Genomic DNA, 23,874 nt, shown 5'->3' with positions numbered 1-23,874 from the left:
CTCTGATGTGCAATTCCTCGATCGGACCAGTACTGATTTCAACAGTTGCGCAAAGGCAACAACAAGACTTAACATTAGTGATATCAAATTTTGCAGCGCATCTTCAAGGTACTCATCATGGATTGGCTTAACGACTTCCCCCCACATTCTGTCTCAGCAAGCGACGACTTACCAGCTTTGATGCTGACCCACCTTAAATCTTGGGGCATCATTTCCCTGATTGGCAACGATGCTAAATCTTACCTGCAAGGACAAGTGACTTGTGATGTGGTACAGCTTCCTACCGACCAATCCACCTTTGGTGCGCATTGCGATGCGAAAGGTAAAGTCTGGGCAGCATTTCGCCTGTTTCACCATAATGAAGGCTACGCTTTGTTTGAGCCAAAATCAGCGGTAGAAAAACAGTTGGCTGAATTAAAAAAATACGCCATTTTTTCTAAAGTTGAGATCAGCGCCAGTGAAGAGGTTTTATTTGGCCTATTTGGCGAGCAAGCGCAAACCACCATTGATAGCCTAACCACTGATCGTGGCGATGTTCGCCAACTCAATACGCTGGCGGGCATCAACGGCAGTGCCGTTAAAGTAGATCAACAACGCTGGCTATTAGTGCTTGAACCACAAGGAGCAGAAACGTTGATTAATCACATCGATGCTCTCAAGGTGGAAGAAAGCCTATGGCGACGTTTTGATATTGAAGCAGCCTTACCGATCGTCGGACAAGCGGAACAAAACGAGCACATTCCACAAGCAATTAATCTACAAGCGCTCAATGGCATTAGCTTCAAAAAAGGCTGCTATACCGGCCAAGAAACGGTGGCTCGAGCAAAATACCGCGGTATCAATAAGCGTGCGATGTATATCGTCAAAGGTTATAGCGAGGCTGACATCGGTACAGAAACGGCCCTAGAGCGTGCGGTGGGTGATAACTGGCGTGGTGCGGGTCACCTGATGGCGCACTACCGCTTTAATGACGGTGAAACCATCGGATTAGTTGTATTACCTAATACTCTTGAAGCAGACACTCAACTGCGTCTTAGCGCACAGCCACTAGCTCACTGGACCCTACAACCACTGCCTTATTCACTCGATGACGAATAATTTCCAGCCAACTCCGCTAACGCGCTATTTGGATCAACAGCAGGTGGCCTATCGCCTGCTGATGCATAAAACCCCCTCGGTAAGTATTGAAGATGCGGCCCAGCAACGCGGTATACGTCCCTCACAAATGGTTAAAGCCATCTTGCTACGTGATATGGCCGATCATTATGCTCTGGCTTGTGTGCCTGGCGATCAATCTGTTGATCCAAAGAAAGTCCGCGCACTATTGCAATGTCGCCGGATGACTTGCGTGGATTTGGGTCGGGTTTATGACATTACCGGCTATCAGATTGGCACGGTAACACCACTACTGCTCAAAACGGCTATGCCGATCATCTTTGATCCATTACTCAGTGAAGAACAAGAAGTGACTATTAGCAGTGGATCGAATATGGCAGGAATCGCATTACAATTGCACGATCTTATTAAGCTTTGCCAGCCTCAACTTGCCCCCATCTGCCGATAACCGCCATACACTCGTCATGTAACGACTAATTTTTCAACATTTAAATTCGATACTGGTCGCAAACATTCATGTTGTAGATGTTAATTATTATTCGCATAAAAAGCATAACTAGTCGAGTGCCGTTTTTTTCTCTATTCTGAAAACACTGGTAGATCGAAGCTGTACACAATCGTGCTAGGTATTCCCTAATACGATTCACTCAGCCTTCTCTACCAGTAAAAAGTGAATCCATAGCTATTTTGGATACCCACTTTTTGTGTAATGCATCTGTGACTATTTGCCCGCCCCAAGCGGGCTTTTTTTTACCTTAAAATTTACATTCCCTTAGCAAAGCTAACATTTTTTCAGCTATTCTTAATTCTGTCATACACCAATGGTCAAATAGTCACCCGTTGGACAGGATGTCTCAGTTCCAACAACAGAAGATTAGTGAGGTTAACGTCACATGAAATTGGATTTTGATTTGCTGTTTTGCTCACAACAGCACAATTATCCAATCTAAGGAAAAACAACTGATTATTCCCCCAACAAAGTCACACATTTTAAAGTGGGGAATCTCTATAATCACCAGTGCTTGATAAACATAAGGATAATTCTATGAGACTGTTTAAGCGCTATACACCCAGTATGATTGCTAAACACGTTAGTCGGCTGTTTAAAGGAAGAATCTACATCTATGGTGTCGGAAAGTTTGAGTTCGACAACGGCAAATTGATCTTGCCAGATAGAGCCGAGCAGAAGCATTTTCAAGCAGTAAAAGAAGTCAACAAAGAGATCATGCGTTTACGCTGTGCCTATGCATAACATATCTACGCGTAATCTGTTGCCGTGAATAGCGATGAATATAAAAAGGGTTGGCCAATGCCAACCCTTTTGCTTTATGACTTAACGCAATATTTATTGAATCGATGATTGTGGGTATTTCGCCAAATTAGGTAAATCCCCCTTGAGTCCCAAAGCGCGCTTTAAGATTTCGTCTTTTGCACCCGGCAGTTGACCAACTAATTGCATGCCGATACCACGAACTAATTTTTTCGCCGGATTATCACCTGCAAATAGGTCTCGGAAGCCTTGCATTGCTGCGATCATTTTCGCCGCTTCCGCTTTACGCCAGCGCTCATAACTACGCAAATTACGCTTACTGCCGATGTCTTGCCCTTGCTGCCAAAGTTGCAAGACTTCTTGCGCCAAACACGCCGCATCCAGCAGGCCTAAATTCACCCCCTGACCAGCCAAAGGATGAATAGTATGCGCCGCATCACCAATCAAGGCGACTCGCTCACACACAAAATCTCGCGCATAACGCATTTTCAATGGGAAAGAGAAACGCTCACCAATCACTTCACACATGCCAAGACGAGCATCAAACTCTGCCGTTAGTGCTTTATTAAACGCTTCTTTATCCATCGCGACCAATTGCTCTGCGCGACTAGGATCAGTTGACCATACAATCGAGCTCATCTGGCTACCGCCCATCGGCAAAAATGCCAACGGCCCTTGCGGAGTAAAAATCTGACGAGCGACGTTATCATGCGGCTCTTGTGTCCACACATTTGCCACAATCGCACTGTGGCCGTAATCCCAATGTGTCAGCGGGATATTTTGCTGGCGACGAACCCAAGAATTAGCACCATCAGCACCGACGACAAGCTTCGCCGTGAGAGATTGACCATTCGCAAGCGTTAGCCAAGCTTCGCTTTCCCCCATCGCCATTGACTGACATTGCGCAGGCATAAATAGCGTCACGTTGGCCTGCTTCTTCACTTGCTCTAACAAAGCAAGTTGAATCACGCGGTTTTCAACAATATGACCGAGATCGGGCTGAGCAATTTTCTTCGCATCAAATTCTATGCGCGCAAAACTATCTTGCTCCCAAACTTCCATCGCACTGTATGCCGCTGCTCGACGATCAATAATGCCTTGCCATGCGCCAAGGTTACGCAGGATACTTTCACTAGAGCGGCTCAATGCCGATACGCGAACATCAGAAAGTTCTTGCAGTTCGCTATCCGGAATATGACTCTCAATCAGTGCAATTCTCAAATCACTGTCTTTCATTGCCGCGGCGAAAGCGAGGCCGACCATGCCTCCACCAACAATCGCAATATCAACGCTTTGCATCATCTATTTGCATCCTTCTTGGCACTATCGTGCCACCAAACCTAATGTTCTTTGTAACAGAGGGGTTTTGAGTGACGGAACGTTATCCATCATGGCTAAACCGAGATTACGACCAATACGCAATGATAGGTAATCATTAGAAAAAATATGGACTAATGCGCTCGTCATCGCAATAGTCGTATCGCGATCCGCTTGGCGACGACGACTAAAGGCATTCAATACCTGATAACGACCAACATCGGCTAATGATTGCACTACCTCTTCAGCTAAACTCGCCACATCACGAATACCCAGATTAAACCCTTGCCCCGCAATCGGATGAAGCGTCTGTGCAGCATTACCCACGATGGCAAAACGATGCGAAATGTTTTGTGCTCGATAGCGCAATAACAACGGGTAACTAGCACGCAGGCCGACTTGCGTCATTTGGCCTAAACGCCAGCCAAAAGCTTGCTGCAATTCAGCAAGAAACGCCGCATCATCCAAGTGTAATACCCGCTCGGCAACCTCAGGACGCAGACACCATACCAAGGACATGCGATCATCGCTCATCGGCAATAATGCGACAGGTCCTTGCTCTGTAAAACGTTCAAAAGCGCGCCCTTGATGCGCTTGCTGACAGCGAATATTGGCAATCAGAGCGACTTGGTCAAAATCATGCTGTTTAAGCTCAAAACCAAGCGCTTGGCAGCAAGACGAAATCGCGCCATCCGCCGCCACCAGCAATCGACACTCTAGCTGCTCACCGCTTTGTAACGTCACCACGTTGTGACTAGCGGTACGTTCGATTTCATGCACAGAGTCAGGGCAAAGTAGCGAGATAGATGGACGCTGTTCCAGTTGTGTTTGATAGATACGTCCAACGTCTGCCAGTTCTACCACATAGCCAAGGGCCGCCACGGAAATATCACTATGATCAATATTGGTCATGCCGGCATGGCTGCGATCTGAAACGTGAATGTGTTTTATTGCTGTCGCTACAGGGGCGATCAGCTCCCATAAACCCAAACTTTTTAGAATTTCTACCGTACCAAAAGAGAGGGCTATCGAGCGCGAGTCAAATCCAGGGTGTGCTTGATGATCGACCGTGAAAGGCTCAACTACTGCAATGCGAAGTTGGCTCCTCGAAAGTGTGTCTAAAGCTAAGGCAAGCGTCATACCTGCCATTGCTCCACCGGCAATCACCACATCAAACTGCTTCATCAAACTAACCTAATTAATGAATGGTTGGCGCTGCAGCTGGCTCAGCAGGTTTTTGGCCAAACTCAGCGTGAATAGTCAACACACAGACTTTGACGTGCTCTAATACTTGCTCAAGCAGCATTGCTTGCTCTTGTTGATCTTCATCTTCATCGATACCCAGTTTGGAAATTTCTTCCAAATCTGCCAAAGCTTCTTTGACATTGCTTGAGGCTTTTTTCAAATCCACCGCAACAAGACCTAAGCCAGATATAAAATGGTTTACCCACTCAGCAAGACCATCGGCGATATCAAACAAGCTCGCGCTCGCTTCTTCGTCTGGCATCAACATAGATAACTCCATATCGCTGCCGGTTAACTCTTGAGTGGTCACATCGAGGGTTTGCTGTGCCAATTTCAATGTTCTGTCAGGCCACCCCATCCCTTCGTTGGTGTAATCAAAAATTAGCGGCTGCCAACTTTTATCCGTTAAGCTTAAACCGCCGCTTAGCATACCGGTTAGCAAACCGTGTATTTCAGCCGGATTAACCGCGAGACCTGCTGATTGCAGCTCAGTGGCGAAGGTTAAGTAATCTGGAAGGGTGATGTCACTCATGGATAGACCTAATTTTACAAAAATAATACTTAATCGTACCACTTTGCTGGTTTTGCGAAAATGAACAAGGCAGCAATAATGAGCGGGATTTACACAATTTGCCCAATTACTGTGTTATTTCCCTTTGTTTTGCCCATGTTGCACGGGAAAGACTTGAATCTTAACTGGGCTTTTTCTATAGTTTCCACCTCGGTGATGGTCTGCATTATCACCTTAATACTAAGTGTAGAGTGGATATGAGTAACCAAGCGGTAGACGTTGAAATTTTAGGGAAGTTAACGCGAGTAAACTGCCCACCCGGTCAGGAAGAAGCTTTGCTTCAAGCTGCCAAGCGACTTAGTGATCGTTTGAAAGACATGACCGATAAAACTAAAGTGACCAATGAAGTGCATTTATTGACGATTGCGGCACTCAACTTCTGCTACGAATTAGAGACTCGTGATTCCTCTTCACAAGCGCAAGAGCAGCAGCAAATTCAATTTGCTGAGCGTATGGAAAAGCTCACAGCATCACTTGATGATGCACTAAGTAAAGTACAGCAGGGAAAGCAGTCATCTTAACTTAAAAAATTCTCTGTGCTTGTTGATAGACTAGTGAAGACTAGGTTATCTAACGAGTGTGGAAACCAGTTTACCCTGGAGTGTGCGTTAGTGGGATTAAGTCCCTGAGCCGATAAGCAATCCCAAAGGGTTAGTATTTGAGGGCTATTGAGCAAGCTCGGCTCGTACCGAGAAGCCTACGGTCATCATTGCTGATCCGCCTTGAACCAGCTGGTTCAAGGGTCCAAATCTCCAACGGCACTCTGGGGTATCTCCTTGATACCCCATTATTCGGGTAAATCATCATGCTTTCACGACAGCAGTTTCGGCAACAAATCCGTCAAACCAGACAGCAGCTTAGCGCCTCATTCCAACAACAGGCCAGTTTAAAACTGATCGAGCAATTTTCCCGTCTGCCTGAAATCACGTCAGCACGCCATATCGCCTTATACCTTACCGCAGATGGTGAAGTTGATACTCAACCACTGATTGATTGGCTGTGGCAACAAGGCAAACACGTCTACCTGCCCGTTATTCATCCTTTTTCCAAAGGTCATCTGCTTTTTCTACACTATCAAAGCGATACGCCAATGGTGCTCAATCAATATCGGATTGCCGAACCCAAACTCAACCAGTTGTTGATCCGCCCTGTTGCTCAACTCGACATTATCTGTACGCCTTTGGTGGGATTTGACTCAACCGGTCATCGCCTTGGAATGGGAGGGGGTTACTATGACCGAACTCTTGCACCTTGGTTTAAAGATCATCGTGGGCCAAAACCGATTGGCCTTGCCCATGATTGTCAGCATGTTGAGAAACTGCCAATCGAAGCTTGGGATGTGCCACTACCTAAAATAGTGACGCCGAGCAAAATATGGCAATGGGAATGTCACGGCTGACGTTATATAATCCGCCGCGCAAACGATAACGAACTTCCACCTAGGAGATGAGCATGACTCAAGATGAGATGAAAAAAGAAGCCGGTTGGGCTGCGCTTAAGTATGTTGAGAAAGACAGTATTGTTGGCGTCGGTACTGGCTCTACTGTGAATCACTTCATCGATGCTCTGGCGACTATCAAAGATGATATCAAGGGCGCGGTATCAAGCTCTGAAGCCTCAACAGCGAAGCTTAAAGAGTTGGGTATTGAAGTATTTGATTGTAATGAAGTTGCTCGTCTTGATGTTTACGTTGATGGCGCTGATGAAATCAACTCATACCGCGACATGATTAAAGGCGGTGGCGCAGCGCTAACTCGTGAGAAAATCGTTGCGGCGATCTCAGACAAGTTCATCTGTATTGTTGACGATACCAAAGCAGTCGACATTCTTGGCCAATTCCCACTGCCTGTTGAAGTGATTCCTATGGCACGCTCATACGTAGCCCGCGAATTGGTGAAGCTGGGTGGCGATCCTGCTTATCGTGAAGGTGTCGTGACTGATAACGGTAATGTGATCCTTGATGTACACAACATGCAAATCAGCAACCCTAAAGAGATGGAACGTTCAATCAATGCCATCGCAGGTGTTGTGACTGTCGGTCTATTTGCTGCTCGTGGTGCTGATGTGGTGATCACGGGTACGCCAAACGGCGCAAAAATCGAAGAATAAAAACTAACAGAAACGCCCACTGAATTGAACAAGCTGCGAGCGGACTCCGTATTACGCACAGCTTCAATCACAACGGCGCGATTCTGTCATTTCATTACAAGCGGCTCTCTTTTGGGCCGTTTTTTGTTTTTATCGCTTAAAAATTATTCTTTATTCCGTAATTTTCTTACCCAAACTTTATTTTTTTTGTTAAATTAGTGAGCAGAAGACGCACAAGGAAAACGTTTGCGCTCCAATAAAGAGGTTAGAAAGCTTCTTTTTTAGCCCGCTTTAATGCAATGTGCGCCAGTTTTGCCCCCTTTCCCCACTTTAAGGATGAAGACAATGGCCAAAGTTTCACTGGATAAAGAAAAAATTAAGATACTTCTTTTAGAAGGTCTACACCCATCAACAGTAGAAGTTTTACAAGCAGCGGGTTACACCAATATCGAATATCACAAAGGCTCTTTGTCAGAAGCTGATTTGATGGAAGCGGTAAAAGATGCCCATTTTATTGGTATTCGTTCTCGTACCAACCTAACAAAACAAGTCATTGATGCTGCTGAAAAATTAGTTGCGGTTGGCTGTTTTTGTATTGGTACTAACCAAGTTGATCTTCACGCCACTGCAGTGCGCGGTATTCCGGTGTTCAATGCCCCATTCTCTAACACGCGCAGTGTTGCCGAGCTGGTACTTGGTCAGATCCTACTATTATTGCGTGGTATCCCAGAAAAGAACGCACTTGCGCATCGTGGTATTTGGAAGAAAAGTGCCGATAACTCTTACGAGGCACGTGGTAAACGCTTAGGTATTATTGGTTACGGCCATATCGGTACTCAGTTGGGTATTATTGCTGAAAACTTAGGGATGCGTGTTTACTACTACGATATTGAAAACAAACTATCACTGGGTAATGCCACACAAGTGTTCACCATGAGTGAGTTACTGAATAAATGTGATGTTATCTCACTGCACGTACCAGAAACGCCAGAAACCAAAAACATGATGGGTGCTGATGAATTTGCACGCATGAAGCCGGGTGCTATCTTCATTAATGCCGCTCGCGGTACTGTGGTGGATATCGAGGCACTTTGCCACTCGCTCGAAGCTGGCCACATCTCAGGTGCCGCTGTGGATGTATTCCCAACGGAACCTGCCACCAATGCGGAAGCGTTCGAATCACCGCTGCAAAAGTACGACAACGTTATCTTGACCCCACACGTTGGTGGCTCAACGCAAGAAGCGCAAGAGAACATTGGTGTTGAAGTTGCAGGTAAATTGGCAAAATATTCAGACAACGGTTCAACGCTTTCAAGTGTTAACTTCCCTGAAGTATCGCTACCAGAGCACCGTGATTGCTCACGTCTACTGCATATCCATAAAAACCGTCCAGGCATTTTGACGCAAATTAACACCATCTTCGCTGAAGAAGGGATCAACATTGCAGGTCAGTATCTGCAAACGGCTGCTGAGATCGGCTATGTGGTTATCGATGTCGAAACTGAACGTTCAGAAGAAGCACTGGCGAAACTGAAAACCATCGAAGGGACCATTCGCGCACGTATTCTGCACTAATTGTTAGCATGGTTCGTAAGCGAAACGCGTAACATAAAAAAACCACCGAATTGTCGGTGGTTTTTTGTTATTTATCTTGTCTAGGTGGGGGGCGATTAGGCTTTGAGAGCTCGCTCACCACGCGCAATGCCAACCACACCACTACGCGCCACTTCAATCACTTCTGTCACCTCTGATAACGCTTGGATAAAGGCATCAAGTTTTTCGCTATCACCTGTCAATTGCACTGTATATTGCGATGCCGTGACATCCACGATCTGCCCACGGAAAATATCCGCAGTGCGTTTAACTTCAGCACGAGCAAAGCCACTGGCTTTCACCTTAACCAACATCAACTCACGCTCAATATGCTCAAGCTCAGAGACTTCCTGAACTTTCAATACATCAATCAGTTTGTGCAGCTGCTTTTGAATTTGCTCTAGCACCAAATCGTCTGAGATTGTGGTGATATTCAAACGTGACAAGGTTTCATCATCGGTTGGTGAAACGGTCAATGATTCAATGTTGTAGCCACGCTGTGAAAACAGGCCGACAACTCGTGATAGCGCACCCGGTTGGTTTTCCATCAATAGTGAAATGATATGTCTCATCTTAGGTACGCTCCGTCTTGCTTAACCACATCTTATCCATACCCTCGCCTTTAATCTGCATTGGGTACACGTGCTCTGTTTCGTCAACATTGATATCAACAAACACCAAACGATCTTTCAGTTCAAGTGCCCGTTGTAAACCCGCTTCGAGTTCATCTGGGGTTTCAATGCGAATACCAACATGGCCATAAGCTTCTGCGATCGCCGCAAAATCAGGCACCGAGCTCATGTAAGAATTAGAGTGACGGCCTTGATAAATAATATCTTGCCACTGTTTCACCATGCCTAAGAAACGGTTGTTCAAGTTAATGATCTTCACTGGGATGTCATATTGCATTGCCGTCGACAGCTCTTGGATATTCATCTGAATACTGCCGTCACCCGTCACCACAACAACTTCTTCATCCGGTTTGGCAAATTTAACGCCCATCCCCGCCGGGAGTCCAAAGCCCATCGTGCCTAAACCGCCAGAGTTAATCCAACGGCGTGGCTTATTAAATGGGTAATACAAGGCGGCAAACATTTGGTGCTGACCAACATCGGACGCGACATAAGCATCACCATTAGTCAGTTTATGCAATGTCTCAATCACTTGTTGTGGCTTAATACGCTCAGGTGATTTGTCATACTTCAAACACTCTTTATTACGCCATGTTTGAATTTCATCCCACCATAGGTTCAATGCTTGTTCATCGTTACTACCACCTTGCTCCACCAGCAGACTCATCATTGAAGCAAGGACTTTATCGGCAGAGCCTACGATAGGCAGATCCGCTTTGACGTTCTTTGAGATCGACGAAGGATCGATATCAATGTGCATAATTTTGGCATCTGGACAGTACTTTTCTAGGTTATTCGTGGTGCGATCATCAAAGCGCACGCCAACACCAAAGATCAGATCCGCGCCATGCATCGCCATATTGGCCTCATAGGTACCGTGCATACCAAGCATACCGAGCGAGTTTTTATGAGTACCAGGGAATGCCCCCAGCCCCATTAAGGTGCTTACGACTGGCAAGTTCAGCGCTTCAGCCAGCTTCAATAGTGGCTCATCCGCTTCGGAAATCACAGCACCACCACCGACGTACAGTACGGGCTTTTTCGCCTCTAATAAGGCTTTAAGTGCTTTTTTTATCTGACCTTTATGGCCTGTGGTGGTTGGTTTATACGAGCGCATCGAGATCGTTGCAGGGTACTCGTATGGCAATTTGATTTGTGGATTAAGAATATCTTTAGGTAAGTCGATAACCACAGGACCAGGACGGCCTGTCGTCGCAATGTAGAAGGCTTTCTTAACGGTTTCAGGGATATCTTCGGCTTTCTTTACCAAGAAGCTGTGTTTTACCACTGGGCGTGACACACCGACAATATCGCACTCTTGGAACGCATCATTACCAATCAGGTTATTCGGCACATTACCGGAAATGACGATCATGGGAATCGAATCCATATAGGCGGTTGCAATCCCCGTAATGGTATTCGTTGCGCCAGGGCCTGAACAAACCAACACTACGCCAGGATTTCCCGTTGCACGTGCGTAGCCATCAGCCATATGCGTTGCCGCTTGTTCATGGCGAACCAGAACGTGTTTGATTTGTTCGGTTTTCGCATGCAGCGCATCATAGATATCCAATACTGAACCGCCTGGATAACCGAAAATCTGTTCAACTCCTTCTTCGATGAGAGATTGAACAACCATCTCTGCACCGGACAACATTGCTGTCATATCTTTCTCCTTACCTGCACCAATCAATAGGGTTCATTGCTTGGCCGGTTGCACATAGTTAGGGCTTATTTTTAGCCTAATTGAAATACTTCCACTCTTTCTCTATGCCTTGCGCATGTCATAACAACACGCAAGCAATAGCAACAAATGTAACGTTTTCTTTTCAAAGAATCTATTGCGACTTTTCTCTCATTCCTCACACAATTCTATGAATTCCGAGAATGACGATAAAAAGTGGATAAATACCGTCTAAAAATCAGCATCTTTCCACGAAACCGCGATAAATAAAGCTGAATATTTTTTGTGCACACTTTCTGAGAGTGCCTTGCTAGCTAGTGTAAAAATAAAAAAAATCCCCCATAGCCAAGTGATGACTATGGGGGATTTTTAATCAATCTAAATATTTAGATTGAGAAAAACTACTTCTTAGACGGTTTATCGTCGTACATTTCTTCGATTTCGTCTTGGTATTTATCGTTAATCACTTTACGACGCAGTTTCTGCGTTGGTGTTAACTCACCATCATCCATCGAGAATGCTTTAGGCAGTAATTTGAATTTCTTCACCTGCTCGAACTTAGCCAGCTCTTTTTGCAAGTCGTTCACACGTGATTCAAGCATCTCAACAATTTGATGATGCTTAATCAGCTCTACGCGATCGTGGTATTTGATATTGAGCTCTTTAGCATACTCTTCCAAGCTATCAAAACACGGTACGATCAACGCAGAAACGAATTTACGCGTATCCGCAATCACCGCAATTTGTTCAATGAAATGATCTTTACCGATAGCACCTTCAACCACTTGTGGTGCGATGTACTTACCATTCGATGTTTTCATCAGCTCTTTGATACGATCGGTAATAAATAAGTTACCGTTCTCATCAATATGACCTGCATCACCGGTTTTTAGGAAGCCATGTTCATCAAACGTTTGAGCGGTCTCTTCTGGCATTTTGTAGTAGCCACGCATCACCATAGGACCACGTACTAAGATCTCGTTGTTTTCACCGATCTTTACTTGTGCGCCCGGCATCGACATGCCGATCGAAGCAGGATCAAAACACTTATCATCCCAACAAGAAACGGTCGCCGTGGTTTCGGTCATGCCGTAACCCAACTTAACGTTGATGCCAATGGCATGGAAGAAGCGACCAATGGTCTCATCCAATTTCGCGCCGCCACATGGCATAAAGTTGATTCGACCACCCAGCAGAGCACGTAATTTCGACAACACTAACTTGTCAGCAAGCTTGTACGATTTTTTCAGCATCAACGATGGCTTACGACCATCTTGATGGCATACCGCCATTTTCGCGCCCATATTAACCGCCCAAGTGAACAACACTTTGCGGATAAATGGCGCCTTAGATACTTTCTCATGAATCGCAGAGAAGATCTTTTCGTAGAAGCGCGGCACAGCACTCATCACAGTTGGACGAATTTCGCTTAGCGCATCACGTACTTGCATCGTATCTTGCAGGTAGCAGTTCGTTGCTCCACGGTACAAGACATAGAAAGTCCACGCACGTTCAAACACGTGAGACAGCGGCAAGAAGCACAGTGACACATCTTGATCAGTCAAACTTAAACGCTGATCGTGACCTTGCAACTGCGCACCAATGTTGGCGTAATCAAGCATTACGCCTTTTGGCTGACCAGTCGTGCCTGAGGTGTAGATTAGTGTTAATAGATCGTCGAGGTTTGCATCATCAAGGCGTTGCTGTAGCTCTGCTTGATGTGCTTCATCGCCACGAGCGATAAAATCTTGCCAGCTGATTGCAAACGCATGACCTTGTAGATCAATGTCGTCCGACATCGCTACGATCAATTCAAGTTGCTCACACTGTTCAAAGATAGAGACAGCCATATCAAATTGAGGCTGCTCACCAACAAACAACACTTTTACGTCTGCATTTTGCAGAATATACGCTGATTGTGCAGCGGTGCTTGTTGGGTAAATAGGCACAATCACACCACGCGTTTGTAGCGTAGCGATATCCGCAACGGTCCATTGCGGCATGTTGTTTGAGAAGATCCCTATCTTATCTTGTACTCGTAATCCTTGAGCCAATAACGCCAGTGAAATTGCATCCACTTGCTGACCAAATTGCTGCCAGCTAATACCTTGCCATAAGCCATCTACTTTGTGCTTAAGCGCAGTGCGTTCGCCGCCTTGTGCAATTTGTTCACGAATTCTTTTAACGATATGAAAATCTAAATTGGCCATCTTTTCTACCTTTAGGCTTACACCTGTAAGCCTTTTGCGCGCACAGTGTACATTTCAAGCTAAAAAAGGCAACTGACACGCATCAAACTTATAAGAAAAAGCCTCGGAGACTTTCGCCATCCGAGGCTTTAAATAGAACTATTTCAACCAATTATATTTATACAAATATCATAATAGTTATATTTTAATGATATTTATCATCAGCTTATGAATTATTTTCAGTTGCAACAACTTCTCCGCACACTTGCATAAGCTGATCTCGTAACCAAATATGTCCTTTATCTTTTTCACTCGATTCATGCCAGCTGAGATAACCATTAATCACTGTATTCTCAAAGGGTGAGACAATGATTTGTAACTGTTGTTGATTGGCCGCGTTCTCAACCATCCAGCGTGGTGCTATCGTCACAAGCTCTGACTGACCAACAACATAGAGCACATTGCTCAAACTGGTACCTTCGTAGTAAGCGCAAACATCCAACTCTCTATACGCCTGCTCAGAAAAACTGCGCTGACCATGTACACGAGACAATTTCGCATGGCGCTCTGAACGCAATCCATCCACACTGATTGAACCTTGAATACGTGGATGCGCTTTCGATGCAACGATCACTAACTCATCTTGGAAAATTTCAGTACTCGAGAAGCCCTGCTCGTCAAAGCGAGCATAGTCGATGACAAAATCAATTTCTTGGTAGCGCATACGCTCAGCCAGTTGACGATCAAACTCAGCATCAAGATGCAACTGAACGTATGGCGCACGCTGATGAATCGTATCCATCACTTTGGGTGCAAAACGCATATCGCACGGGCTACACATCGCCAACTTAAACAGGCGAGTTGAACTCTCTGGAGAAAATACTGAGCTTGGCAGCTCATTGCGGATCAATTGCAGAGCCTGACGAACCGGACCAAACAACTGACGAGCACGTTGAGTTGGTTGAATACCCCGCCCTTGACGCATAAACAGCTCATCATTAAACATCACTTTTAGACGCGCAACCGCATTACTCACTGCAGGTTGAGACATACTTAAATTGTGTGCGGCACGAGTAATATTTTGCTCTTGCATCACCGCATCGAACACTGTGAGTAAGTTCAGGTCAACACCACGTAGTGTGCTTTCCATTCGGTAGCTGGCAATTGCGCTCATTGGTTCTTTAGCTTCAGTCATCGGTCTCTTCTCTAAAAATGGAATCATGGGGCAAAACACAATCTCGCTGTGCTATACCGATTTAATCGCGGCTTTTTATAGGCTGCTTATTTATTTGCGATTTAGATGAGTAGTAACGAAAAGAGACTATCGACTAATCAATCAATCGAGCGCAACTGGATTGATAATTAATCAGTATTTTTTAGCCATTAACAATTAAAGTCATTAAAAAACAGTTGGATAACGACATCATAAAAAAAGCTAAATTGGTTTTTTTTAGCTGATTGATAAACAATTCACTCTAGCTATGAATCATTAACATCATTAATTGACCGGATAAATAAGCAGCAGAAGATGTTTTGTTATCTGTGAATAAAAACAATCACTTCATACACTGAGCAACAAACAACCACGCATACTTTCAATTACACTACTCATTAAAAGCATAATTAGGGAAGTCAACTTGGCTCCATAGCTGATTGGTAAGCTGCTCGGTATCATCCCAATTACCTTGTAGAAGCCACTCCACGATCGCGCTGGCTACATCCGGATAGACTACCCTCTCACCCGCTTCCTCATCGAGCCAATTACGCACAATCGCGGCATCCAACATTTCCATGCTACTCGCCAAACCTAAGCTCTCCAGCGTGGCGACATTGGAGAGTTGCTCAAACTGCCCAGCAAGTGGTTTCAACAATAACTTTTTGCCAAGAGCAAGGGCCTCGGAGGGCAGTTCAAAACCACCATTAGCGATAATGCCCGCGCAGCGTTGCAAATAATAATGAAACTCAGACAAACTCAACGGGAAGAATTGAATATTGTCGATCTGGCTTACGCTGATGATCTGCGGATGGAAACAGACGAAAGTTTGGCTGGTAAAACGCAATAATAAGTCGGTGATATCGTCCAAACTCTCGAAAGGAAGATAAACCAAAACATAGTCTTGATTGTCCACCTTCTCTTTTGTCATATGGACAATTGGCGGCAAAATCGGTTGATTAAAATGATGCCAATGCAAACCAAGGTAGTGCGAACTGGGTGCAAAATAGCGAATCACTTGTTTATCTAACCAATCCGCTCCCTTGAGTGGCACTGAGTAACGAAAAGCATTTTGATGACTAATACTAATCAAAGGGACATTCTGCTTTTTCGCCGCCCATGCAGTGACCGGTTCAAAGTCGTTTAGCACCAAATCATAGCCCGACAGATCTAACTCCGCGACGTCACGCGCAAACTCAGTCAGGCTATTCTTAAACAAGGTTTTACGATAATTAATCTGCCCTTTCTCACAAATAAAAGTAAGGCCGCGACGAGTTTGATAATCACCAAAACACTCCATCGAAAAGTACTTATCGACTTCTCGACCCGAAAACAAAAAATCAACCTCAACCTGATGCGCCTTTAAGGCATGACACATCGCTCTCGAACGTGCGATATGGCCATTACCGGTACCTTGTACCCCATAGAGAATTTTCATCGCCTTATCCTCCAAACCACTGCAAGGCAAACGTAGCGCAGGCAATACCAAGACAAGCGCCCAACAACACATCGGTAAGAAAATGCACACCAAGCAGTATGCGCGACAATGCAATAGCAGCCGCCCATATAAGAGCAAACAAGGCATAATCCAAATAGTAATGCGCTAGCACAGTGGCAAGCAGAAAGGCGGCCGCCGTATGCCCTGAAGGTAGACTGTAGCGATCAGATGGAGTAATAAAGGAGGGAATGAGCGGGCTAAACTCCGCAGGGCGACGCCGCTTAAAGAGGTTTTTAGCCATCCAGTAAATCGGTAACTCCACAACAAATGCCAGCAAACCAGCGGCTAGAAACTGTTTTCCATTTTCACCATCTAAATGCCAAGCTAGGCAACCAAGCAGCACATACAAATGGCCATCCCCCGAATGAGAAACAACTCGGCTGATTTTAGATAACGGTAAGCAGAATCTATGTTGTAAGCAAAACAACGAAAACGCGAGGTCAAACTTAGCAATTGGGGCAATAGTACGCATGGCACTCTCCAGTAATTCGCACAATGTGGTAGTGTGCTTATATTCAAATTAGAGGGCCGATATGACACTGAGTTGACGTTTTTTTGTTGAGTTAGTGACAGCATGATCGTGTGGCTTTTTGGAGCAATAAACGATCTTCCATGGTTCAAATAGAGTGATACGTTTTCAAATTTGCAAAAAACTTATCGAGTGAAAATCGTTTCTTATGGCTAAAATTTCTTCCAATTGAATAAAAAAACAACTTTATGGTTGACGTTCCGAGCTGAGTACGGTACTAATCTATTAACTTATTTATGTGGTTTCATTAACTCTCTTAGGAAGTAGTTAACAATGACAAGAACATTTTCTCGCCAACTGAACCTCCTCCTGATCGTGAATCAATCGCGCGGGTAGGCTGTGGAAGAGAAATAACCACACAGATTTACAACAAACCCGCACCGAGATGCGGGTTTTTTTATGATCAAATACTGGAAGTAATCGTTTAAATCCCCTCTCTAAGCGGATAAACGGATCAAAAAGGAAGCACTTATGAACGATCAAGTCATTATTTTCGACACCACCTTGCGTGATGGCGAACAAGCGTTGTCAGCCAGTTTGACAGTAAAAGAAAAACTGCAAATTGCGTATGCACTTGAACGTCTCGGTGTGGATGTGATTGAAGCAGGCTTCCCGGTTTCTTCTCCAGGCGATTTTGAATCGGTGCAAACCATTGCTCGTCACATTAAAAACAGTCGCATCTGCGCTCTTTCTCGCGCAGTACCACAAGATATCGATGCCGCAGCCGAAGCGCTAAAAGTAGCAGAAGCATTTCGTATCCATACCTTCATTTCAACCTCAACGGTGCACGTGCAAGATAAGTTGCGCCGCAGCTATGACGACGTAGTCGAAATGGGTGTAAGAGCAGTAAAACACGCACGCCAATATACCGATGATGTTGAGTTTTCTTGTGAAGATGCAGGCCGAACGCCGATTGATAATCTTTGCCGCATGGTCGAAGCCGCGATTAACGCTGGCGCGACGACAGTAAATATTCCCGATACCGTTGGCTACACGGTACCAAATGAATTTGGTGGCATTATCGAAACGCTGTTTAACCGTGTTCCTAACATCGATAAAGCGATCATTTCCGTCCACTGCCACGATGATTTGGGCATGTCAGTGGCGAACTCAATTGCCGCAGTCCAAGCGGGAGCACGCCAGATTGAAGGAACCATCAACGGCATCGGCGAACGTGCGGGGAACTGTGCGCTAGAAGAGATCGCGATGATAATCAAGACTCGCCAAGAGCTGCTTGGCGTTCATACCGCTCTAAAGCATGAAGAAATTCATCGCACCAGTAAGCTTGTTAGCCAGTTGTGTAACATGCCAATCCAAAGCAACAAAGCAATTGTCGGAGCGAATGCCTTTAGCCACTCTTCCGGTATTCACCAAGATGGCATGCTAAAGAATAAAAACACCTACGAAATCATGACTCCTGAATCGATTGGTTTGAAAAATCAATCGCTCAATCTAACCAGTCGTAGCGGTCGTGCCGCGGTTAAGAGCCATATGGACTCAATGGGTTATAAAGAAGAAGAGTACAACTTGAACGCCTTGTATGACGCCTTCTTGAAACTTGCTGACCGCAAAGGCCAAGTGTTCGATTACGACCTAGAAGCATTGATGCACTTCTCTAACTTACGTGATGAAGATGACTTCTACAAATTGAATTACCTTAGTGTGCAATCAGGCAGCGTAATGGCGACGACCAGTATTCAATTGCAGTGCGGCGATGAAGAAAAGTGTGAAGCGGCTGTCGGCAATGGGCCGGTAGATGCACTTTATCAGTGTATTTATCGTGTAACCGGGTACGATATTGTATTGGATAAATTCGATCTTACCGCCAAAGGCGAAGGTGAAGATGGTTTAGGTCAGGCCGATATCATTGCCAACTATAAAGGGCGTAAATATCACGGAACGGGAATTTCCACTGATATTGTCGAAGCGTCAGGACAAGCACTACTGCACGTAATCAATAGCATTCATCGCGCCGATAAAATTGCTGAGATTAAGCAGAAGAAAATCGCCACCGTATAGGATAACCATCAAACGCGATCTTCGCGTTTGATAAATGAATACAGCAAAACAACGCTAAGCCCATCAATGCAGTCGTGTGTTCTCGATGGGCACAAAAATTAAAGGACTAACATGACAGACAAAACCTACAAGATCGCAGTTTTAGCCGGTGATGGCATTGGCCCAGAAGTAATGGCTCAAGCGAACAAAGTATTGGACGCCATAGAAACCAAACGTGGTATTACTTTCCAACGTGAAGCACACGATGTCGGTGGTATCGCGATCGATAACCACGGTACTCCGCTGCCTCAATCGACCATCACAGCTTGTGAACAATCCGACGCGGTTCTATTTGGCTCGGTTGGTGGCCCAAAATGGGAACATCTGCCACCGAATGACCAGCCAGAGCGTGGCGCTCTACTGCCGTTGCGTAAACACTTCCAGCTATTTTGTAATCTTCGACCTGCACAGATTCATGCCGGCTTAGAAGCGTTCTCACCGCTACGCGCGGATATCTCTAAACGTGGTTTTGATATTGTCGTTGTGCGTGAACTTACTGGTGGCATCTACTTCGGCCAACCAAAAGGTCGTGAAGGTGAAGGTCCAAATGAGAAAGCCTTCGATACTGAGATTTACCACCGTTTTGAGATCGAGCGCATTGCAAAGATTGCCTTTGAATCCGCTCGCCTGCGCGATAAAAAAGTATGCTCGGTAGATAAAGCAAATGTACTGCAAAGTTCAATTCTATGGCGTGAAGTCGTGGAAGAGATTGCTAAAGATTACCCTGATGTTGAGCTTTCACACATCTACATCGACAACGCAACCATGCAGCTAATCAAAGATCCGTCTCAGTTTGATGTCATGTTGTGCTCCAATATTTTTGGCGACATTATTTCTGATGAGTGTGCCATGATCACCGGTTCAATGGGCATGCTACCTTCTGCCAGCCTTAACGAGAGTAAGTTTGGTCTGTATGAACCAGCTGGCGGCAGCGCTCCAGATATCGCAGGAAAAAATATCGCCAACCCAGTCGCTCAAATCCTGTCAGCGGCATTAATGTTACGCTATAGCCTGGGCGAAGAAGAAGCCGCGTTAGATATTGAAAATGCCGTTTCTAAAGCGCTTTCTGCCGGTGAACTGACTGGCGATCTTGCCGGTGACAAACCAGCACTCTCAACATCTGAGATGGGCGATAAGATCGCTGAGTACATTTTGAACTCTTAACAATATTGAATTTATAACAATTAGAGACAGTCGTCTCACAACAGTAGCAGCGCGCCAATGAGTCGGAGTGATTTCTTAAACCTTGGTACGACGCAACCGGTGAGTAACACCTATGTCATCACTGTTGAAATAGCGAAAGACGACGAGGAAAGGAAGCAATGGGCAAAACACTGTATGAAAAGGTCTACGACGCACACGTAGCCGTCGCCGCTGAAGGTGAAACACCGATTTTGTATATCGATCGCCACTTAGTGCATGAAGTGACCTCTCCACAAGCTTTTGATGGATTACGAGAAAAAGGTCGCAAAGTTCGCCAAGTGAATAAAACCTTCGCCACAATGGATCATAACGTTTCCACCACGACGAAAGACATCAATGCTTCGGGTGAGATGGCTCGTATCCAAATGGAAACGTTATCAAAAAACTGTGAAGAGTTTGGCGTTACCTTATATGACATCAACCATAAATATCAGGGTATCGTACACGTTATGGGCCCTGAGCTAGGAATTACCTTACCGGGCATGACCATTGTTTGTGGTGATTCACACACCGCAACTCATGGCGCTTTTGGTTCACTGGCCTTTGGTATAGGCACTTCGGAAGTCGAGCACGTGTTAGCCACACAAACGCTAAAGCAAGCCCGTGCCAAAACGATGAAGATCGAAGTGAAAGGCAAGGTCGCTGAAGGCATTACCGCCAAAGATATTGTACTGGCCATCATTGGTAAAACGACTGCCGCTGGCGGTACTGGCTATGTGGTTGAATTCTGTGGAGAGGCGATTACCGATCTTTCAATGGAAGGCCGCATGACGGTATGTAATATGGCGATTGAACTGGGTGCCAAAGCAGGCCTTATCGCGCCTGATGCCACAACGTTCGATTACATTAAGGATCGTAAGTTTTCACCAAAAGGTGACGACTTCAACGCCGCCGTTGAATATTGGTCGACGCTAAAATCTGATGATGACGCGCAATTTGATGCGGTTGTGACGCTTAATGCTGCAGAGATCAAACCACAAGTGACTTGGGGGACTAACCCAGGCCAAGTGATAGCGGTTGATGCTCCAATCCCATCACCAGCCAGCTTTGCCGATCCCGTCGAAAAGGCTTCAGCAGAAAAAGCACTGGCATACATGGGACTAGAAGCAGGTAAAACGCTATCAGATTACACCGTGGACAAAGTATTTGTCGGCTCTTGTACTAACTCTCGCATTGAAGACATGCGCGCTGCAGCTGAAATCGCCAAAGGCCGTAAAGTCGCTTCCCACGTGCAAGCACTGATCGTTCCAGGTTCTGAGCAAGTGAAAGCGCAAGCAGAAGCTGAAGGATTAGATACGATTTTCAAAAATGCCGGTTTCGAATGGCGCTTACCCGGTTGCTCAATGTGCCTAGCGATGAACAATGACCGTTTAGGTCCACATGAGCGCTGTGCATCAACCTCAAACCGTAACTTTGAAGGTCGCCAAGGTCGTGATGGGCGAACCCATCTAGTCAGCCCTGCAATGGCTGCTGCTGCTGCGATAGCGGGCCGCTTTGTTGATATTCGTGAATTGGATTAAGGAGTAACAAGATGTCGGGTTTTAAACAACATACAGGCTTGGTTGTTCCTCTTGATGCCGCCAATGTCGATACAGATGCGATTATCCCAAAACAGTTTCTACAAAAAGTCTCTCGTTTAGGTTTTGGTAAACACCTATTCCATGACTGGCGTTTTCTTGATGATGCCGGTCAACAAACGAATCCTGAGTTTGTGATGAACGCCCCTCGCTATCAAGGTGCTTCAATCCTACTTGCACGAGAAAATTTTGGTTGTGGTTCATCCCGCGAGCACGCACCTTGGGCACTGGCTGATTACGGCATTAAAGCGATGATCGCACCAAGTTTTGCTGATATTTTTTATGGCAACTCCATCAACAACCAAATGGTTCCAGTGCGCTTAACAGAGCAGGAAGTGGATGAGATTTTCCAATTCGTTGAAGCGAATGAGGGAGCACAGATAGAGGTCGACCTAGAAGCAATGCGTGTTCGAGCTAACGGCAAAGAGTACGCTTTTGAGATCGACTCATTCCGTCGTCATTGCTTACTCAACGGCTTAGACAATATTGGTCTAACTTTGCAGCATGAAGCGAAAATCACCGAATACGAAAGTAAAATACCCCGCTTTCTCGCTTAACAGATAATAAAAAGGTTGGCTTAATCGCCAACCTTTTTTGTTCCCGCTGAATGAGGGTTTCATTCGTGTATTAGGAAAGTTTTATTTGGCTGACACGGTCTTATCATTAAGTTCTATCCGCTTGAGTCTAAACATGAAAACAAGATTTGTTTTATACGCCACCTTAGCGAGCCTACCTTTTGCTACTTTTTCTACGGTAGCAGCACCAAAATCGGATCTTTGGGCCTACTGGCAGCAAAGCAATGAAACCAATCAAGCCACAATTAATCATCAAACTTGGCAAGATATACTCGAACAATATGTCGTGGTTTCTGGGCAGAATCATCTGTTCGCCTATCAAGCCGTGACGCCCATAGATAAGCAGAGACTGGATAGCTACATCGAACAGTTGAGCCAACTTAATCCAAAAGAGTACTCACAAGCGGTCCAATACGCCTATTGGGTTAACCTTTACAACGCCGTCACCGTTGATCTTATTCTCGATGCTTATCCGGTTAAATCAATTACCAAATTGGGCGGATTTTTCAGCTTCGGCCCTTGGGATGAAGAGGTTGTGACGATCGAGGGCAAAGCCCTAACGCTGAATGATATTGAACATCGGATACTGCGCCCAATTTGGAATGATCCTCGAACTCATTACGCGGTTAACTGTGCCAGCCTTGGCTGTCCCAATTTACAAACTCAAGCCTTCACAGCGCAAAACACAGACCAATTATTAGAGCAGGCAGCAAAAGCTTTTATTAACAGCCCTAAAGGCGTAGAACTCAACGAGAAAGGTTTAAAGCTCTCTTCAATTTATGATTGGTTTGCCAGTGATTTTGCCGTTGATGGCGGCGTAATAAACCATATTAAGCGCTATCGCCCAAACCTGAACGCTACTTTAGATAATGTCCAGTATGATTATGATTGGACGCTGAACCAACAGTAAACACTGTTGGCTTGCCGAACATAGATAATAAAACGCCCCGAGCAGATAATCTGCTCAGGGCGATTATTTTTTTGCTGATACGAAAAAGCCCCGACCAAATGGTCAGGGCTTTCGGAAATAAAACCTGGCGATGTCCTACTCTCACATGGGGAGACCCCACACTACCATCGGCGCTATTGCGTTTCACTTCTGAGTTCGGCATGGAATCAGGTGGGTCCGCAACGCTATGGTCGCCAAGCAAATTCTTTAATAAATGGTGCTGATACCCAGAATCGAACTGGGGACCTCATCCTTACCAAGGATGCGCTCTACCGACTGAGCCATATCAGCACACAAAATCTTTTTGTCCTTCAGGACTAAAAAAGCCCGCTCTTAAACGGGCTCTTTTAACAGTTGTCTTCACCTTTAAAAAGGTAAAAACGAAATTAAAGCCTGGCGATGTCCTACTCTCACATGGGGAGACCCCACACTACCATCGGCGCTATTGCGTTTCACTTCTGAGTTCGGCATGGAATCAGGTGGGTCCGCAACGCTATGGTCGCCAAGCAAATTCTTTCTCTCTATTTCTAGAGAATAATCTGGAAAGCTGTCTTTGAAGTTCTACTT

The 23,874-nt window shown here is 45.4% G+C and carries 21 protein-coding genes, 1 tRNA gene, 2 rRNA genes and 1 other RNA gene; 13 read left to right on the top strand and 12 right to left on the bottom strand.

Annotated features, from left to right (window positions below; all coding sequences use genetic code 11):
* Positions 1-117: 117 nt before the first annotated feature.
* The 3 genes from ygfZ (at position 118) to RH86_RS07230 (ending at position 2,368) form a co-directional block, all read left to right on the top strand.
* Positions 118-1,098 carry a tRNA-modifying protein YgfZ gene (gene ygfZ, locus RH86_RS07240; protein WP_009385747.1) on the top strand — a complete coding sequence of 327 codons (981 nt, stop codon included), beginning with the start codon at positions 118-120 and terminating at the stop codon, positions 1,096-1,098.
* Positions 1,088-1,564, top strand: coding sequence for an aminoacyl-tRNA deacylase (locus RH86_RS07235; RefSeq protein ID WP_009385746.1), 477 nt, complete (start codon positions 1,088-1,090; stop codon positions 1,562-1,564). Before ygfZ ends, RH86_RS07235 begins: the two co-directional genes overlap by 11 nt.
* 597 nt (positions 1,565-2,161) lie before the next feature.
* Positions 2,162-2,368 (top strand): DUF1107 domain-containing protein, encoded by a 207-nt coding sequence (locus RH86_RS07230; protein WP_009385745.1) that lies wholly within the window; start codon positions 2,162-2,164, stop codon positions 2,366-2,368.
* A 93-nt stretch (positions 2,369-2,461) separates the two neighbouring features.
* On the opposite strand, the gene RH86_RS07225 is transcribed toward RH86_RS07230, so the two are convergent.
* From RH86_RS07225 to RH86_RS07215, 3 genes are read right to left on the bottom strand one after another with little or no spacing between them, the layout of a single operon-like run.
* Positions 2,462-3,688 carry an FAD-dependent 2-octaprenylphenol hydroxylase gene (locus tag RH86_RS07225; protein ID WP_009385744.1) on the bottom strand — a complete coding sequence of 409 codons (1,227 nt, stop codon included), beginning with the start codon at positions 3,686-3,688 and terminating at the stop codon, positions 2,462-2,464.
* A gap of 21 nt (positions 3,689-3,709) precedes the next feature.
* On the bottom strand, positions 3,710-4,888 hold the full coding sequence (gene ubiH / locus RH86_RS07220; protein WP_009385743.1) for a 2-octaprenyl-6-methoxyphenyl hydroxylase: 1,179 nt from the start codon (positions 4,886-4,888) through the stop codon (positions 3,710-3,712).
* Positions 4,889-4,901: 13 nt separating this feature from the next.
* Complete coding sequence (locus RH86_RS07215) at positions 4,902-5,480, bottom strand: YecA family protein (protein WP_009385742.1); 579 nt, start codon at positions 5,478-5,480, stop codon at positions 4,902-4,904.
* 236 nt (positions 5,481-5,716) lie between these two features.
* Between RH86_RS07215 and zapA the strand changes: the two genes are divergently transcribed.
* The 5 genes from zapA to serA all read left to right on the top strand — a co-directional run bounded on the left by zapA (position 5,717) and on the right by serA (position 9,182).
* Positions 5,717-6,040: a cell division protein ZapA gene (zapA, locus tag RH86_RS07210; RefSeq protein WP_005593035.1), complete on the top strand. Its 324-nt coding sequence runs from the start codon at positions 5,717-5,719 to the stop codon at positions 6,038-6,040.
* Positions 6,041-6,109: 69 nt separating this feature from the next.
* A non-coding RNA gene (gene ssrS / locus RH86_RS20115) (6S RNA) lies at positions 6,110-6,293 on the top strand.
* Positions 6,294-6,324: 31 nt separating this feature from the next.
* The gene (locus RH86_RS07205; protein WP_009385741.1) at positions 6,325-6,918 is read left to right on the top strand and encodes a 5-formyltetrahydrofolate cyclo-ligase; all 594 of its coding nucleotides are present in this window, start codon (positions 6,325-6,327) and stop codon (positions 6,916-6,918) included.
* A gap of 53 nt (positions 6,919-6,971) precedes the next feature.
* A complete protein-coding gene (gene rpiA, locus RH86_RS07200; RefSeq protein ID WP_005593032.1) occupies positions 6,972-7,628 on the top strand; it encodes a ribose-5-phosphate isomerase RpiA in 657 nt (218 codons plus the stop codon).
* A gap of 324 nt (positions 7,629-7,952) precedes the next feature.
* Positions 7,953-9,182, top strand: a complete 1,230-nt coding sequence (gene serA / locus RH86_RS07195) for a phosphoglycerate dehydrogenase (RefSeq protein WP_009385740.1) — start codon at positions 7,953-7,955, stop codon at positions 9,180-9,182.
* 95 nt (positions 9,183-9,277) lie between these two features.
* Here the strand turns inward: serA and ilvN are convergent, their stop codons facing one another.
* The 6 genes from ilvN to RH86_RS07165 form a co-directional block, all read right to left on the bottom strand.
* Positions 9,278-9,772 (bottom strand): acetolactate synthase small subunit, encoded by a 495-nt coding sequence (gene ilvN, locus RH86_RS07190; protein ID WP_005593030.1) that lies wholly within the window; start codon positions 9,770-9,772, stop codon positions 9,278-9,280.
* A gap of 1 nt (position 9,773) precedes the next feature.
* A complete protein-coding gene (locus RH86_RS07185; RefSeq protein WP_009385739.1) occupies positions 9,774-11,498 on the bottom strand; it encodes an acetolactate synthase 3 large subunit in 1,725 nt (574 codons plus the stop codon).
* A gap of 419 nt (positions 11,499-11,917) precedes the next feature.
* On the bottom strand, positions 11,918-13,726 hold the full coding sequence (locus tag RH86_RS07180) for an AMP-dependent synthetase/ligase (RefSeq protein ID WP_009385738.1): 1,809 nt from the start codon (positions 13,724-13,726) through the stop codon (positions 11,918-11,920).
* A 205-nt stretch (positions 13,727-13,931) separates the two neighbouring features.
* On the bottom strand, positions 13,932-14,900 hold the full coding sequence (gene leuO, locus RH86_RS07175; protein ID WP_005593027.1) for a transcriptional regulator LeuO: 969 nt from the start codon (positions 14,898-14,900) through the stop codon (positions 13,932-13,934).
* 409 nt (positions 14,901-15,309) lie between these two features.
* Positions 15,310-16,356, bottom strand: coding sequence for an MJ1255/VC2487 family glycosyltransferase (locus RH86_RS07170; RefSeq protein WP_009385737.1), 1,047 nt, complete (start codon positions 16,354-16,356; stop codon positions 15,310-15,312).
* 4 nt (positions 16,357-16,360) lie between these two features.
* On the bottom strand, positions 16,361-16,888 hold the full coding sequence (locus RH86_RS07165) for a phosphatase PAP2 family protein (protein WP_009385736.1): 528 nt from the start codon (positions 16,886-16,888) through the stop codon (positions 16,361-16,363).
* Between the two features lie 528 nt (positions 16,889-17,416).
* On the opposite strand from RH86_RS07165, the gene leuA reads away from it, so the two are divergent.
* From leuA to RH86_RS07140, 5 genes are all read left to right on the top strand, one after another.
* A complete protein-coding gene (leuA, locus tag RH86_RS07160; RefSeq protein WP_009385735.1) occupies positions 17,417-18,964 on the top strand; it encodes a 2-isopropylmalate synthase in 1,548 nt (515 codons plus the stop codon).
* A gap of 111 nt (positions 18,965-19,075) precedes the next feature.
* Positions 19,076-20,167: a 3-isopropylmalate dehydrogenase gene (leuB, locus tag RH86_RS07155; RefSeq protein ID WP_009385734.1), complete on the top strand. Its 1,092-nt coding sequence runs from the start codon at positions 19,076-19,078 to the stop codon at positions 20,165-20,167.
* 158 nt (positions 20,168-20,325) lie between these two features.
* The gene (gene leuC / locus RH86_RS07150; RefSeq protein WP_009385733.1) at positions 20,326-21,726 is read left to right on the top strand and encodes a 3-isopropylmalate dehydratase large subunit; all 1,401 of its coding nucleotides are present in this window, start codon (positions 20,326-20,328) and stop codon (positions 21,724-21,726) included.
* 11 nt (positions 21,727-21,737) lie between these two features.
* Entirely contained in the window at positions 21,738-22,340 is a 603-nt protein-coding gene (leuD, locus tag RH86_RS07145; protein WP_009385732.1) for a 3-isopropylmalate dehydratase small subunit, read from the top strand.
* Between the two features lie 133 nt (positions 22,341-22,473).
* A complete protein-coding gene (locus tag RH86_RS07140; protein ID WP_038219412.1) occupies positions 22,474-23,268 on the top strand; it encodes a DUF547 domain-containing protein in 795 nt (264 codons plus the stop codon).
* A gap of 122 nt (positions 23,269-23,390) precedes the next feature.
* On the opposite strand, the gene rrf (RH86_RS07135) is transcribed toward RH86_RS07140, so the two are convergent.
* The 3 genes from rrf (RH86_RS07135) to rrf (RH86_RS07125) form a co-directional block, all read right to left on the bottom strand.
* Positions 23,391-23,506 (bottom strand): 5S ribosomal RNA (rrf, locus tag RH86_RS07135).
* Positions 23,507-23,522: 16 nt separating this feature from the next.
* Positions 23,523-23,598, bottom strand: a tRNA-Thr gene (locus RH86_RS07130).
* Between the two features lie 100 nt (positions 23,599-23,698).
* A 5S ribosomal RNA gene (gene rrf / locus RH86_RS07125) occupies positions 23,699-23,814 on the bottom strand.
* Positions 23,815-23,874: the final 60 nt, after the last annotated feature.

This window comes from Vibrio sp. N418, from assembly GCF_000222565.1.
Lineage (GTDB): Bacteria > Pseudomonadota > Gammaproteobacteria > Enterobacterales > Vibrionaceae > Vibrio > Vibrio scophthalmi.
This window is presented reverse-complemented; position numbering and strand designations above follow the sequence as displayed.